The organism is Cytobacillus gottheilii, from assembly GCF_900166665.1.
Lineage (GTDB): Bacteria > Bacillota > Bacilli > Bacillales > Cytobacillaceae > Cytobacillus > Cytobacillus gottheilii_A.
This window is the reverse complement of sequence record NZ_LT800494.1, coordinates 706,305-720,809: the sequence shown is the minus strand read 5'-3', so window position 1 is coordinate 720,809 and position 14,505 is coordinate 706,305. Positions and strand designations below refer to the sequence as shown.

General features: G+C 41.2%; 12 protein-coding genes, 1 other RNA gene and 1 pseudogene. 2 read left to right on the top strand and 12 right to left on the bottom strand.

Translation table 11 applies throughout. The features are described from left to right. Window positions 1-196: 196 nt before the first annotated feature. The 7 genes from B7E07_RS03505 to B7E07_RS03475 all read right to left on the bottom strand — a co-directional run bounded on the left by B7E07_RS03505 (window position 197) and on the right by B7E07_RS03475 (window position 6,513). Window positions 197-856 (bottom strand): HD-GYP domain-containing protein, encoded by a 660-nt coding sequence (locus B7E07_RS03505; protein ID WP_080844089.1) that lies wholly within the window; start codon window positions 854-856, stop codon window positions 197-199. A gap of 383 nt (window positions 857-1,239) precedes the next feature. Continuing rightward, window positions 1,240-1,599: a transfer-messenger RNA gene (gene ssrA / locus B7E07_RS03500) on the bottom strand. A gap of 174 nt (window positions 1,600-1,773) precedes the next feature. Beyond that, a complete protein-coding gene (gene smpB / locus B7E07_RS03495) occupies window positions 1,774-2,241 on the bottom strand; it encodes an SsrA-binding protein SmpB (RefSeq protein WP_080844088.1) in 468 nt (155 codons plus the stop codon). Window positions 2,242-2,359: 118 nt separating this feature from the next. After that, window positions 2,360-4,648: a ribonuclease R gene (gene rnr / locus B7E07_RS03490; protein ID WP_373886065.1), complete on the bottom strand. Its 2,289-nt coding sequence runs from the start codon at window positions 4,646-4,648 to the stop codon at window positions 2,360-2,362. 73 nt (window positions 4,649-4,721) lie between these two features. Then, window positions 4,722-5,468, bottom strand: coding sequence for an alpha/beta hydrolase (locus B7E07_RS03485; protein ID WP_080844086.1), 747 nt, complete (start codon window positions 5,466-5,468; stop codon window positions 4,722-4,724). A 161-nt stretch (window positions 5,469-5,629) separates the two neighbouring features. Next, window positions 5,630-5,863 carry a preprotein translocase subunit SecG gene (secG, locus tag B7E07_RS03480; protein ID WP_066442642.1) on the bottom strand — a complete coding sequence of 78 codons (234 nt, stop codon included), beginning with the start codon at window positions 5,861-5,863 and terminating at the stop codon, window positions 5,630-5,632. Window positions 5,864-5,955: 92 nt separating this feature from the next. Then, the gene (locus B7E07_RS03475) at window positions 5,956-6,513 is read right to left on the bottom strand and encodes an SF0329 family protein (protein ID WP_080844085.1); all 558 of its coding nucleotides are present in this window, start codon (window positions 6,511-6,513) and stop codon (window positions 5,956-5,958) included. A 103-nt stretch (window positions 6,514-6,616) separates the two neighbouring features. On the opposite strand from B7E07_RS03475, the gene B7E07_RS03470 reads away from it, so the two are divergent. Beyond that, entirely contained in the window at window positions 6,617-7,588 is a 972-nt protein-coding gene (locus B7E07_RS03470) for an NERD domain-containing protein (protein ID WP_080844084.1), read from the top strand. After that, window positions 7,585-7,821, top strand: a complete 237-nt coding sequence (locus tag B7E07_RS03465) for a hypothetical protein (RefSeq protein WP_080844083.1) — start codon at window positions 7,585-7,587, stop codon at window positions 7,819-7,821. Before B7E07_RS03470 ends, B7E07_RS03465 begins: the two co-directional genes overlap by 4 nt. A gap of 298 nt (window positions 7,822-8,119) precedes the next feature. On the opposite strand, the gene eno (B7E07_RS03460) is transcribed toward B7E07_RS03465, so the two are convergent. The 5 genes and pseudogenes from eno (B7E07_RS03460) to tpiA all read right to left on the bottom strand — a co-directional run bounded on the left by eno (B7E07_RS03460) (window position 8,120) and on the right by tpiA (window position 14,281). Beyond that, window positions 8,120-9,415, bottom strand: a complete 1,296-nt coding sequence (gene eno / locus B7E07_RS03460) for a phosphopyruvate hydratase (RefSeq protein WP_080844082.1) — start codon at window positions 9,413-9,415, stop codon at window positions 8,120-8,122. 48 nt (window positions 9,416-9,463) lie between these two features. Continuing rightward, window positions 9,464-10,135: pseudogene (locus B7E07_RS03455) on the bottom strand (alkaline phosphatase family protein); the annotation flags it as partial. Between the two features lie 512 nt (window positions 10,136-10,647). Next, on the bottom strand, window positions 10,648-11,943 hold the full coding sequence (gene eno / locus B7E07_RS03450) for a phosphopyruvate hydratase (RefSeq protein WP_080844082.1): 1,296 nt from the start codon (window positions 11,941-11,943) through the stop codon (window positions 10,648-10,650). Between the two features lie 48 nt (window positions 11,944-11,991). Continuing rightward, a complete protein-coding gene (gpmI, locus tag B7E07_RS03445) occupies window positions 11,992-13,527 on the bottom strand; it encodes a 2,3-bisphosphoglycerate-independent phosphoglycerate mutase (protein ID WP_080844081.1) in 1,536 nt (511 codons plus the stop codon). Then, the gene (gene tpiA, locus B7E07_RS03440) at window positions 13,520-14,281 is read right to left on the bottom strand and encodes a triose-phosphate isomerase (RefSeq protein ID WP_080844080.1); all 762 of its coding nucleotides are present in this window, start codon (window positions 14,279-14,281) and stop codon (window positions 13,520-13,522) included. The genes gpmI and tpiA overlap by 8 nt, the downstream gene beginning before the upstream one ends. Window positions 14,282-14,505: the final 224 nt, after the last annotated feature.

Here is a 14,505-nt window from a genome sequence, read left to right as displayed (position 1 = left end):
GAATTATTATCTAATTTAAGGAGGTTGCTGATAATAGCCTGTATTTCCTTTTTCCATTTATTAAGCAAATATAGGAACTATTGACTAGTATGATAGAAAAAGAAAATTCTTTGACAAAATAAAAAAGCCAGTTCACACCAGCTTTAAGTAAATATTCTGCAATCATAAATTTTTATTTATTAATATTGGAACAAAATTAAATACATTCTACCAATATATCTACAATTGAAGGATCAAAATGCTTTCCCTTTTCCTGAACAATGTAATGTAATGCCTCACTTTTACTCCATGCCTTCTTATAAGGTCTTACAGCGGTTAAAGCATCATATACATCCACAATTGCCACAATCCTCGCTTCTAAAGGAATAGCACATCCCTTTAGTCCATATGGATAACCCGTCCCGTCCCACTTTTCATGATGATACAGGATAATATTTTCAACGACTTTCATGTTTATGGATTCGCAATATGTAATATTGGACGTTTTCTCTCTCAAAATAGCCCACCCCCATAAAGGATGCATTTCAATGACTTTCCGCTCGAATTCATTCAAGCTGGCTGGCTTGTTTAAAATATTTTTAGGAATACAAAACTTTCCTATATCATGAAGAATGCTGAAATGAATAATATTCTCTATATAATGTTCATCTAGCATCACTTGTGCTTGCTTGTTATACTCCTTAGCAAGCATCCCCGTTAATTTTTGCACATTTCTTAAATGCTCCATGATTTCAAACTTCCCAATTTCACATCTATCAATTAAGTAGTCGATCAGCTCTTTTTGCGACTTTTTCTTACAAGCTTGAATCCATTTATAAGAAGAACTTGGTTCATATACTGCAATGCTGCTTTCCATGTTTATCCCCCTCTCTTTTCTGTGTAACTGCTCCTGACAGAATCTTTTTTCATCTATACAAAATCACCACAAGGTCTAATATAGTAAAAAATGACTATTTAACCGAATTATATTAAGGATTGACACACTTTTAAATAGGAGTTACCTCCCTTTTGCCAATTACAAATAATCCTAGAAAATAGGAGTTGTTTCCTAGTTCTGTTTTTTGATGGTGATTTAAGTAGATTCTTTTAAGAAAAGCTAGAAAGAAAGGAATAAAAAACGGCGCAAGTAGTTGTTAGAAAGTTGAATGGTGACCGTTTGAAGATCAGCGGATTGGAGAAGAAGGTGAATGATAATAATAGTAAATCTCACAAAAAATAAAAAACCACCAAATATGTATTTGGTGGAGACGGAGGGAGTCGAACCCTCGTCCAAAGATATCGGCACTTAAGCTTCTACGAGTGTAGTCGATATATTCGTATTTCGCTGAGCCATCTGCCTATCGACTGGCGCCCGGTCAGCTAGTCTGGTTGTTCTCTTCCTTCATCCTCAGACGGTGGAATCCGGCGTAGCCCACTAAGTTTGAGTCCCTTACCCTACCACATGGGCAATGGAGGGAGGAACCACTAAAGCGCTATTAAGCAGCTAAAGCGAAGTTGTTTTGTTGTTTGCCAGTTATAGGCGTTGACGTTTTAACGAGGCCGATCCCCTCGACTCGCAACCTAAGCTCGAACTATCCCTGTCGAATCCGTAGCGTCCCCATTATAAGAAAAGCGTTGGCTTTTAGCCTTTTCCCGCTTTATAAATGAGTCAAACATGTTATCATGCTGACGTTTCGGAAGCTCGAAATAGATGAGCTAAAGTTTGTATCACCACTTGGTGACATAAATTATTATAACATAGTGACAGAGAATTTCAATTGTAAGGTTTTGGAACTACATCTTCTGACGTTCACGGAAGGCACGTTCAACCTCGCGTTTCGCTTCTTTTTTCTTTAAGTCTTCACGTTTGTCGTATTTCTTTTTCCCTCTTGCCAAGCCGACGGCCACTTTAGCATACCCATTTTTTAAATAGAGCTTTAAAGGAACAAGTGCATAACCGGACTGCTTTGTTTCACCGATCAGCTTGTTGATTTCCTTGCGGTGAAGCAGCAGCTTTCTTGTTCTTAACGGATCATGATTATAGCGATTTCCCTGCTCATACGGACTTACATGCATTCCGACCAAAAACATCTCTCCGTTAATAATGCGGGCATAGGAATCCTTTAAATTGACACGGCCATTTCGAATAGACTTAATCTCTGTGCCTTGTAAAACAAGACCTGCTTCATATGTTTCTTCTATTGCGTAATCATGAAAGGCTTTTTTATTTTGTGCAATAACCTTTCCACTACCCTTTGGCATAATGACTTCCCCCTTGTGTTGCAGCTCGTTCACAAAGCGTTTCCTTTTATTGTAGCAAAAAAGGGGCTAAAACGGAATTAGGACTGCTCCAAGTGATAAAAACACTTGGAGCAATAGCTTATCGCTTTTTCTTTCGCTTTGCTTTTGGAGCATTTTCAAAATGCTTTTTATCCTTTTTATATTTGCGTTTGGAACCTTCAGCAGCACTGCCTTTACGCTCACCTTCACCACTTTTACTTCGGCGCGGTTTACGATCTGAGCTGCCTGTTTTAAATACTTTTGGTGCATCATTTGTTTCACGGCGGCGAGTGCCCTTCATGCCGACAATTTCAAAATCAATTGAACGCTCATCTTTATTGACATTGACTACACGTACTGTAATCTCATCACCAATTCGGAAAACCTTGCCTGTACGTTCTCCGATCATTGCCATATGGCGTTCTTCATAGCGATAATAATCATCCGTCATATAGCTGACATGAACAAGTCCTTCAATCGTATTGGGCAGCTCGACGAACATTCCGAAGTTCGTAACAGAACTAATAATCCCGTCGTACTCTTCGCCAATTTTATCTGCCATATATTCTGCTTTTTTCAGCTCGTCCGTTTCACGCTCAGCTTCTACTGCACGGCGCTCCATATTAGAAGAGTGTTCAGCAATATCAGGCAGAAGCATATTCCACTTCTCTCTCGTTCCTTCGTCAATTTTTCCTTCAATTAAATAAGTGCGGATCAGACGATGCACGATTAAATCCGGATAACGGCGGATCGGAGAGGTAAAATGTGTATAGAACTCTGTTGATAAGCCAAAGTGACCTAAGCTTTCCGGATCATATTTTGCCTGCTGCATCGAGCGGAGCATAACAGTTGAAACGACCATTTCCTCCGGTTTTCCCTGTACTTCTTCAATGATTTCCTGAAGCGCACGGGGATGCACCGCATTGGCTGTTCCTTTAACTATATAGCCAAAGTTCGTAATAAACTCAAAGAATCGGCGCAGCTTGTCTTCTTTTGGATCCTCGTGAATACGATAAATGAACGGAACTTCCATCCAATGAAAATGTTCAGCGACAGTTTCATTGGCCGCAAGCATGAACTCTTCAATCAAGCGCTCTGCAACTGAACGTTCACGAATAACGACTTCCTGTGGAGCACCTTCGTCATCAACCAGCACCTTTGCTTCTTTAAAATCAAAGTCGATTGCTCCGCGATGCATCCGCTTCTTACGTAAGATTGCAGCAAGCTCTTCCATCATTTTAAACATCGGCACTAGAGGTTCATAGCGCTTGATCAATTCTTCGTCTTCATCTTCAAGAATCTTGTTTACATCATGGTATGTCATACGCTCCGTGGTCTTAATCACACTTTGATAAATCTCGTGATTGACCACCTCACCGTCTTCGGTAATCTCCATATTACAAGATAACGTTAACCGATCAACCTGCGGGTTAAGTGAACAAATTCCATTTGAAAGACGATGCGGAATCATCGGAATCACGCGATCAACAAGATAAACACTTGTCGCGCGGTCTGCAGCTTCGCGGTCAATTGAAGAATCCTCCGTAACATAGTAGGTAACATCGGCAATATGTACACCAAGTCTGTAGTTTCCATTTTCAAGCTTTGTAACCGTAACAGCGTCATCCAAGTCCTTCGCATCTGCGCCATCAATTGTCACGATTGTTTCGTTTCTAAGATCACGGCGGTTTTTCAGTTCACTTTCATCAATGGTTTCAGGTGTATCAGATGCCTGTTTGAGCACATCATCTGGAAACTCCATTGGCAAACCATGCTTATGGATCACCGAAAGAATATCAACACCTGGGTCATTTTTATGACCAAGGATCTCAATAACTTCGCCTTCAGCACTCTTACGTCCTTCCGGGTATGTTGTCAGTTTTACAACGACTTTATGGCCTTCAATTGCACCTTTTGAGCTTGCCTTTGGGATAAAAATATCACTGGCAAACTTTTTATCATCAGGGATCACAAATCCAAAATGCTTGCTTTCCGTATACGTACCGACAATTTGCTGGATGCCGCGTTCTAAAATACGGACAATTGTTCCTTCTCTGCGCTGGCCTGACGATTCAGCTGAAACACGGGCAAGTACAATATCCCCATGCATTGCGTTATTTGTTTCATTTGGCGGGATAAAAATATCATCCATGCCTTGTTCATCTGGAACCACGAATGCAAAGCCCTTTGCATGTCCAATCATTTTACCGCGGATTAAATTCATTTTTTCCGGCAGTCCATAGCGATTGCTGCGAGTTCTAACAACCAAGCCTTTTTCTTCCATCACAACGAGCGCCTTCACAAAATCCTTAAAATCAGCGGAATCTTCAATTCCAAATGCTTCTTCCAGCTCCTGAACTGTTAAAGGCTTATATGCTTCATCTTTCATATGGCTCAAAAGCTGTTCAATAATCTCTGCTGACTTATTCTCCAAAGGATTCCCTCCTTTTTATCTATTTCTTTTAGTCTTCCCAATTTAACTGTTCTAAAAACTGATAAACATCCTCGTGAAGCTCATCACGCTGTTTATCAAGCGTAATCACATGCCCAGATTCTTCATACCATTTTAGTTTTTTCAGATCATTTTCAACTTCATTATAAATAATATTTGCACTGTCCGTGTTAATCATGTGGTCATGTCTTGCTTGGGCAACAAAGGTTGGTGAATAGATCATATCCACATGGTTTCTGACATCTTCAATCAGCTCTTGAAGGGCTTTTAAGGTATTCATTGGCGTTTTTTCAAATTCCGCCATCTCAGAAGCAATCTGTTCCGCAGATTTCCCTTCAAGTTTTTTATATTCTCTAGCATACGCCAATATGCCCTTGTACATCGTCTCTTCGCTTTTAATATACATTGGTGCACACATTGGGACAATTCCCTTTACAGGAACAGTGTAACCTAATTTAAGCGAAAATACGCCTCCGAGCGACAGCCCGGCCACAGCGATTTCTTGATGCCCCATCTCTTTTAAAAGCTCATACCCTTCCATTACATCCTTCCACCAATCCTCTGGACCTGTATGGACAAGCTCTTCGGGCGGAACACCATGGCCTTTAAAAAGCGGAGCATGACACGTATAGCCTTTCCCTTCAAGGTAGCGAGCCAGCATTCTAACATCTGCTGTATTCCCTGTAAACCCATGTAGAAGCAGGACAGCTCTCTTTCCATTTCCGAACGTAAACGGCTTTGGTGCAACAACTTTCATTCTTCTTACCCCTTTTCAATCAAACGTTTGATTAATGTGTATGTTCTATTTTTAACAGACCACAACAAAACAATCCATTTAGAAGTCTTAAAGCAGGAATATTATTCCATTATTTTAAAGCATAATAAAAGCCTGACCTTTTTCGGCCAGGCAGGAAAGGCTTATAGAGCAAAATAAGATACAGCAATCGTTAATAGGAAAAATAGTACAGAAAGCACAATTGTTACACGGTGAAGAATTAAGTCAATTCCACGTGCCTTTTGTTTTCCGAAAAGCTGCTCTGCTCCTCCGGAAATTGCACCCGAAAGTCCTGCACTCTTACCAGATTGAAGAAGTACAACAACAATAAGTCCAATCGAAACAATGACCAGTAATGTAATGAATAATGTATGCATTAAGCCCACCTCCTGAAACTGAAACGTACACTTACAGTATTTTAAATTTTATCATATTTATTGGAATTGGACAATATCTTAGGAAAGATGTGTTAACTTTTTGTTGATAGCCCTTCTGCTTCACAACGTATTTGAAAAAACAACTGAATGAAAGGATGTGACTGCATGTTTTCTTCTTTCAGCTTTTCCAGTCGCCTTTTACCTAATCTGCGATCGAGCATAGCAAACGCCTTAATGACTGGGTCCTGCGATTGAATCGCTTCATCAATAGACAGTTGAATATATTCAAGTAAAGAATGATACATATTATATTCTGCCATCACATTCTTCTTTACTACAAGCTGTTCTGCCTCCTCGTAAGCATCAAGGAGCGCTGCTCTTTCCTTTGACTCAAACATAGTTGTCCAATCAGTATCATATGGAATCGGTGCTAACTGCTGTTCCTCTTTTAACAATTGATATTGCTCTTCTAATTTCATCTCAAATACTTGATCAGCTGCACAGTAAATCTCAGTTTTATCTAATGTAATCCACATTCTGCTTGGCTGGTCATGTGCTTTTCGGTAAGCAGTTGTGTGAATTTCCAATCGTCCTTTAAGGGACTCACATAAGCGATTTTTTAGTTGTTTTTTTAGTTTGGTCCATTGCATGGGAAACTGCCTCCTTATTAACTTATATTTTATGACTCTATTCACATTTACGAAAGGAATTTTATAAAAAGAAGGGAATTATTTTAGAAAAGGAGGCGATACTTTGATTGTTAAAGAACGATCCATTCCTGCAAGGATCTTTAGTTTAGAAGTTTTATCTGAAAGGCTGCTTATCAGCCATCCAAAAGTGCCGCTTATTCAACAGGATTTAATGAAGGTTTCGGCTGGATACAAGGGTGAAAAAGCCGTTTCCTATTACTTGGATTTTCTGCCCCCAAATGATACCTTCATCTTTCACTCTCCCCGCTTACCTAGCGGAAAACACTACTTTCAAATCGATTATCTTATTCTGACACAGCGCTTTGCCTTAATCCTCGAATGTAAAAACTTCTACGGAACATTGTACTTCGACCAATCCTTCAACCAGCTAATTCGCACAGCCAATGATAAAGAAGAAGGCTTTCAAGATCCCATCTCCCAGGCAAAGTGGCAGCAGCAGCAGCTTCGGCAATGGCTGTACAACAACAATATTCAACTGCCGATCGAATTCTTTGTCGTGATCAGCAATCCTTCTACCATTCTGAAAACAAATCCCCAAAACCAGCATGCTTTGAAAAAAGTTATACATGGCCACAGTTTGCTTGAAAAAATAGAGGAAGTGAATCAGCGCTATAAAATAGAGCACTTGGATATGACGAGAATCCGCAAACTAAATAAGCAGCTGCTAAAAAGTCATACTCCAGACTCATTTAATGCCTTGGATCGGTATGGGATCAGGCCAGAGGAGATTATAACTGGGGTGAGATGTCCAAATTGCGGTCACCTTCCTATGATGCGAGCGAAAAGAACATGGTTGTGTCCTAAGTGTGGTGCAAAAGATAGGCAAGCACATGTTAAAGCGTTACAGGATTATTTTTATTTGATGGGTTCGTCTATAACAAATAAACAATTTAGGGATTTTGTGCATTTGGAATCTGAAGATACGGCTCAAAAGATGTTAAAAACACTAAATTTGTCTCATTCCGGTGAATACAAGGCGAGAATCTATCATAAACCTGATAGAGATTTACTATGAAATTCCGTTATCCGCCGTCCAGAAAATTTATCCGCCGAAAAAAGGAATTTATCCGCCGTTATTTTGATTTATCCGCCGTTAAAATTTTTTATCCGCCAAAAATACAGATTTATCCGCCAAACGACCTTTTTCCGTCGAAATCATTGCAGAATGCACATCTGCTTTTATCCCAAAGTGACTCGATTACTAATTTTGGGATACAAAAAGCCATCCGTGTTTCTGCTGCTAATTAAAATAGCAAGCGATGCCCTTTTTCGCTCAAAATACGGCTAAAAACTCTTAGTTTGTCTCTTTCGGTTAGATATTGATCACGATTCTGCTATTTACTCAACTGGTTTTCGCTATGTAGATCCGGATATCCGCCGTCCAGAAAATTTATCCGCCGAAAAAGGGGATTTACCCGCCGTTATTTTGATTTATCCGCCAAAAATACGGATTTATCCGCCAAACGCCAAATCAGCACCAGTCAGCCACCACCACCCACACAAAATAAAAAGAGCGGCCCCCAAAAGGCCGCTCCCAACTCAAAACTTACTTGCTCAAGTTATAAAAAGATTTCAATCCATCATAAACAGCTAAATCGCCAAGTTCGTCTTCGATGCGAAGAAGTTGGTTGTATTTCGCAATACGGTCTGTACGGGACATAGAACCAGTTTTGATTTGTCCAGCGTTTGTTGCAACAGCGATGTCAGCGATTGTTGCGTCTTCTGTTTCACCAGAACGGTGAGAAACTACAGCTGTGTAGCCAGCGCGCTTCGCCATTTCGATTGCTTCGAAAGTTTCTGTAAGTGTACCGATTTGGTTTACTTTGATTAGGATTGAGTTGCCTACACCTTGCTCAATTCCTTGTGCCAATTTCTTCGTGTTTGTAACGAATAGGTCGTCACCAACAAGTTGAACTTTGCCGCCGATGCGCTCAGTTAATAGTTTGTGGCCATCCCAGTCGTTTTCGTCAAGACCATCTTCAATAGAGATGATTGGGAATTCGTTAACAAGCTCTTCGTAGAAGTTAACCATATCTTCAGAAGATAAGCCTGTGCGGCCTTCGCCTGCAAGATCGTATTTGCTTGTTTCTTTGTTATAGAACTCAGAAGAAGCAACGTCCATTGCAAGGTAGATGTCTTTACCAGCTTCGTAGCCAGCGTTTGTGATTGCTTCGATGATGACTTCAAGAGCTTCACGGTTAGAACCAAGGTTTGGAGCGAATCCGCCTTCGTCACCAACAGCTGTGTTTAAGCCTTTGCCAGAAAGAACTTTTTTCAGGCTGTGGAATACTTCAGCACCCATACGGATTGCTTCTTTGAATGTTGGAGCTCCAACAGGCATGATCATGAATTCTTGGAAGTCAACGTTGTTATCAGCATGAGAACCGCCGTTGATGATGTTCATCATTGGAGTTGGAAGCTGCTTCGCGTTGAAACCGCCAAGGTAACGGTATAAAGGAAGACCTACAGACTCAGCAGCAGCATGTGCAGCAGCCATAGAAACACCTAGGATAGCGTTAGCGCCTAGTTTGCCTTTGTTTTCAGTTCCGTCTAGTTCGATCATTGTGCGGTCGATGCCCACTTGATCTGTTACATCTAAGCCGATTACTGCTTCAGCGATCAGGTTGTTTACGTTATCTACTGCTTTTTGAACACCTTTTCCAAGGTAGCGAGACTTGTCGCCATCGCGAAGTTCTACAGCTTCATGCTCACCAGTTGATGCACCAGATGGCACCATTGCACGGCCGAAAAAGCCTGATTCTGTTAACACTTCTACTTCGATTGTTGGGTTACCGCGAGAGTCTAATACTTCACGAGCATATACATGTTGGATAAATGGCATAATAATTCTCTCCTTTTTATATAAAAAATTAGTTTTGAAAATACATTGTTATTTTTTAATAATGGTTGTGCCTGTCATTTCAGTTGGCTTAGCTAGACCTAACAGATCAAGAACGGTTGGAGCAAGATCACCAAGAATTCCATCCTCACGTAAAGTGACGCCTTCTTTTGTCACAATGACAGGAACCGGATTTGTCGTATGAGCTGTCATTGGATTGCCGTCCAATGTCACAACTTCATCGGCATTTCCGTGGTCAGCAGTGATGATTGCATGTCCGCCTTTTGCTACAAGCGCATCGACAATTTTGCCAAGACATTCATCAACTGTTTCTACCGCTTGAATCGTTGGCTCCAGCATGCCAGAGTGTCCAACCATATCCGGATTGGCAAAGTTTAAAATGATTGTATCGAAATTTTCGGCTTCAATCTCTTTTAAAAGAGCATCCGTTAATTCGTATGCACTCATTTCCGGCTGTAAATCGTACGTTGCAACTTTTGGAGAATTGATCAGAATTCGTTCTTCACCAGGGAATTTCTCCTCACGTCCGCCGCTCATAAAGAAGGTGACATGCGGATATTTCTCTGTTTCAGCAATACGAAGCTGTCTTAATTTGTTTTGCGATAATACCTCTCCTAAAGTATTATCCAAGTTTGTTGGTTTAAACGCAACAAATCCGTCAACTGTTTCACTAAAATGTGTCAAACAAACGAAATATAGGCTATNAAAATTTATCCGCCGAAAAAAGGAATTTATCCGCCGTTATTTTGATTTATCCGCCGTTAAAATTTTTTATCCGCCAAAAATACAGATTTATCCGCCAAACGACCTTTTTCCGTCGAAATCATTGCAGAATGCACATCTGCTTTTATCCCAAAGTGACTCGATTACTAATTTTGGGATACAAAAAGCCATCCGTGTTTCTGCTGCTAATTAAAATAGCAAGCGATGCCCTTTTTCGCTCAAAATACGGCTAAAAACTCTTAGTTTGTCTCTTTCGGTTAGATATTGATCACGATTCTGCTATTTACTCAACTGGTTTTCGCTATGTAGATCCGGATATCCGCCGTCCAGAAAATTTATCCGCCGAAAAAGGGGATTTACCCGCCGTTATTTTGATTTATCCGCCAAAAATACGGATTTATCCGCCAAACGCCAAATCAGCACCAGTCAGCCACCACCACCCACACAAAATAAAAAGAGCGGCCCCCAAAAGGCCGCTCCCAACTCAAAACTTACTTGCTCAAGTTATAAAAAGATTTCAATCCATCATAAACAGCTAAATCGCCAAGTTCGTCTTCGATGCGAAGAAGTTGGTTGTATTTCGCAATACGGTCTGTACGGGACATAGAACCAGTTTTGATTTGTCCAGCGTTTGTTGCAACAGCGATGTCAGCGATTGTTGCGTCTTCTGTTTCACCAGAACGGTGAGAAACTACAGCTGTGTAGCCAGCGCGCTTCGCCATTTCGATTGCTTCGAAAGTTTCTGTAAGTGTACCGATTTGGTTTACTTTGATTAGGATTGAGTTGCCTACACCTTGCTCAATTCCTTGTGCCAATTTCTTCGTGTTTGTAACGAATAGGTCGTCACCAACAAGTTGAACTTTGCCGCCGATGCGCTCAGTTAATAGTTTGTGGCCATCCCAGTCGTTTTCGTCAAGACCATCTTCAATAGAGATGATTGGGAATTCGTTAACAAGCTCTTCGTAGAAGTTAACCATATCTTCAGAAGATAAGCCTGTGCGGCCTTCGCCTGCAAGATCGTATTTGCTTGTTTCTTTGTTATAGAACTCAGAAGAAGCAACGTCCATTGCAAGGTAGATGTCTTTACCAGCTTCGTAGCCAGCGTTTGTGATTGCTTCGATGATGACTTCAAGAGCTTCACGGTTAGAACCAAGGTTTGGAGCGAATCCGCCTTCGTCACCAACAGCTGTGTTTAAGCCTTTGCCAGAAAGAACTTTTTTCAGGCTGTGGAATACTTCAGCACCCATACGGATTGCTTCTTTGAATGTTGGAGCTCCAACAGGCATGATCATGAATTCTTGGAAGTCAACGTTGTTATCAGCATGAGAACCGCCGTTGATGATGTTCATCATTGGAGTTGGAAGCTGCTTCGCGTTGAAACCGCCAAGGTAACGGTATAAAGGAAGACCTACAGACTCAGCAGCAGCATGTGCAGCAGCCATAGAAACACCTAGGATAGCGTTAGCGCCTAGTTTGCCTTTGTTTTCAGTTCCGTCTAGTTCGATCATTGTGCGGTCGATGCCCACTTGATCTGTTACATCTAAGCCGATTACTGCTTCAGCGATCAGGTTGTTTACGTTATCTACTGCTTTTTGAACACCTTTTCCAAGGTAGCGAGACTTGTCGCCATCGCGAAGTTCTACAGCTTCATGCTCACCAGTTGATGCACCAGATGGCACCATTGCACGGCCGAAAAAGCCTGATTCTGTTAACACTTCTACTTCGATTGTTGGGTTACCGCGAGAGTCTAATACTTCACGAGCATATACATGTTGGATAAATGGCATAATAATTCTCTCCTTTTTATATAAAAAATTAGTTTTGAAAATACATTGTTATTTTTTAATAATGGTTGTGCCTGTCATTTCAGTTGGCTTAGCTAGACCTAACAGATCAAGAACGGTTGGAGCAAGATCACCAAGAATTCCATCCTCACGTAAAGTGACGCCTTCTTTTGTCACAATGACAGGAACCGGATTTGTCGTATGAGCTGTCATTGGATTGCCGTCCAATGTCACAACTTCATCGGCATTTCCGTGGTCAGCAGTGATGATTGCATGTCCGCCTTTTGCTACAAGCGCATCGACAATTTTGCCAAGACATTCATCAACTGTTTCTACCGCTTGAATCGTTGGCTCCAGCATGCCAGAGTGTCCAACCATATCCGGATTGGCAAAGTTTAAAATGATTGTATCGAAATTTTCGGCTTCAATCTCTTTTAAAAGAGCATCCGTTAATTCGTATGCACTCATTTCCGGCTGTAAATCGTACGTTGCAACTTTTGGAGAATTGATCAGAATTCGTTCTTCACCAGGGAATTTCTCCTCACGTCCGCCGCTCATAAAGAAGGTGACATGCGGATATTTCTCTGTTTCAGCAATACGAAGCTGTCTTAATTTGTTTTGCGATAATACCTCTCCTAAAGTATTATCCAAGTTTGTTGGTTTAAACGCAACAAATCCGTCAACTGTTTCACTAAAATGTGTCAAACAAACGAAATATAGGCTATTCGGATGCTTTGGACCTCTGTCGAACGATCTGAAATCCTTGTTCGTAAATGTGTTGGAAATTTGAATCGCACGGTCAGGACGGAAGTTATAGAAAATAACTGCATCCTCGTCTTCAATTGCTCCTACAGGTGTGCCGTCTTCTTTTGTAATGACAGACGGAATCACGAACTCATCAAAGATTCCGTTCTGATAATTATCTTCTACTAAATCAAGAGCAGAAGAATAAGAAGGACCTTCACCGTATACCATTGAGCGATAAGACTTTTCCACACGCTCCCAGCGTTTGTCGCGGTCCATAGAGTAATAGCGTCCAGAAATGGTCGCGAATTGTCCGACACCATATTCTTTCATCTTTTCCTCAGCAGCTTTGATGTATTTCTCAGCTGTTTTTGGACCTACATCACGTCCATCAAGGAAGCCGTGCACATATACATTCTTTACGCCTTCTTCAGCTGCTAAACGAAGAAGTGCATATAAATGTTCAATATGGCTATGAACTCCGCCGTCAGAAAGCAAGCCCATTAAATGAAGGTTCTTGCCCGTTTTCTTAACATGTTCAATTGCAGAAAGGAAAGTTTCGTTTTTCTCAAAATTCCCTTCACGAATTGCAACGTTCACTCTTGTTAAGCTTTGGTAAACAACACGGCCCGCACCAATATTTAAATGGCCAACTTCAGAGTTCCCCATTTGTCCTTCTGGAAGTCCTACCGCTTCACCGCTTGCAACAAGCTGTGCATGAGGATATTGATTCCAAAAACGGTCAAAGTTCGGCTTTTTAGCTTGAGCAACCGCATTACCCATTGTTTCGCCTCTTAACGCGAATCCATCCAGGATAATCAGTGCTACTGGTGATTTAGTCATTCTTGCCTGCCTCCAATAATTGCAGGAATGATTGTGCTTCTAAGCTAGCACCGCCAACAAGAGCACCATCAATATCAGATTCGCTCATGTATTCTTTAATGTTAGCAGGTTTTACACTGCCGCCATATTGAATGCGAACTGCATCAGCAGCTGTTTGAGAGAATTGTTTTGCTACCACTTGGCGAATGTGTGCACACACTTCATTCGCATCTGCTGCTGTAGAAGATTTGCCTGTGCCGATTGCCCAAATTGGTTCGTAAGCAATAACTGTTTCTTTTACTTGATCTTCAGTTAATCCAGCAAGAGCTTTTTCAACTTGATCACCAACAAGCTGGTTTGTTTCGCCGTTTTCACGCTGTTCAAGCGATTCACCAACACAAACAATTGGAGTTAGACCATGAGCAAATGCTGCCAATGTCTTTTTGTTAACAGACTCGTCTGTTTCATTAAACATTTCACGGCGCTCAGAGTGGCCTAAAATGACATATTTTACACCAAGATCTGCAAGTGCAACTGGGCTGTTTTCGCCTGTAAAAGCACCTGAGTTTTCAAAGTGCATGTTTTGTGCGCCGATTTGTACAGCTGTACCTTCCGTGCTTTCAACTAAACGCTCTAAAAATAGTGCAGGTGCACAAACAACTGTTTCAACCTTTTCTTGGTCAGGAACTAGTCCGTTTACTTCTTCAATAAATGATTTTGCCTCGGAAAGTGTTTTATGCATTTTCCAGTTTCCTGCGATAATAGGTTTACGCATGGTGGGCACATCCTTTCATTCGTTCTTTCGTTCATATAGGCTACTTTACAGGATTTGTTACAATCTTATCTCAAAACAAGAGTAGCTTGATTTCCACTGCATGGCACTCGCTTTCCGCGGGTGAGAGCTGAGCCTCCTCGGCGCTTTCGCACCTGCGGGGTCTCATCTTTCTCACTTCTCCCGCTGGAGTCTCGCGCCATTCCGTTCCAATCAACAAGAATACT

Bases quoted from the DNA above. Each gene is read 5' to 3' on its own strand.
- B7E07_RS03505 (WP_080844089.1), bottom strand. From the start codon at position 856: ATGGAAAGCAGCATTGCAGTATATGAACCAAGTTCTTCTTATAAATGG.
- smpB (WP_080844088.1), bottom strand. From the start codon at position 2,241: ATGCCAAAGGGTAGTGGAAAGGTTATTGCACAAAATAAAAAAGCCTTT.
- rnr (WP_373886065.1), bottom strand. From the start codon at position 4,648: ATGAAAGATGAAGCATATAAGCCTTTAACAGTTCAGGAGCTGGAAGAA.
- tpiA (WP_080844080.1), bottom strand. From the start codon at position 14,281: ATGCGTAAACCTATTATCGCAGGAAACTGGAAAATGCATAAAACACTT.
- secG (WP_066442642.1), bottom strand. From the start codon at position 5,863: ATGCATACATTATTCATTACATTACTGGTCATTGTTTCGATTGGACTT.
- B7E07_RS03475 (WP_080844085.1), bottom strand. From the start codon at position 6,513: ATGCAATGGACCAAACTAAAAAAACAACTAAAAAATCGCTTATGTGAG.
- B7E07_RS03465 (WP_080844083.1), top strand. From the start codon at position 7,585: ATGAAATTCCGTTATCCGCCGTCCAGAAAATTTATCCGCCGAAAAAAG.
- B7E07_RS03485 (WP_080844086.1), bottom strand. From the start codon at position 5,468: ATGAAAGTTGTTGCACCAAAGCCGTTTACGTTCGGAAATGGAAAGAGA.
- gpmI (WP_080844081.1), bottom strand. From the start codon at position 13,527: ATGACTAAATCACCAGTAGCACTGATTATCCTGGATGGATTCGCGTTA.
- eno (WP_080844082.1), bottom strand. From the start codon at position 11,943: ATGCCATTTATCCAACATGTATATGCTCGTGAAGTATTAGACTCTCGC.
- eno (WP_080844082.1), bottom strand. From the start codon at position 9,415: ATGCCATTTATCCAACATGTATATGCTCGTGAAGTATTAGACTCTCGC.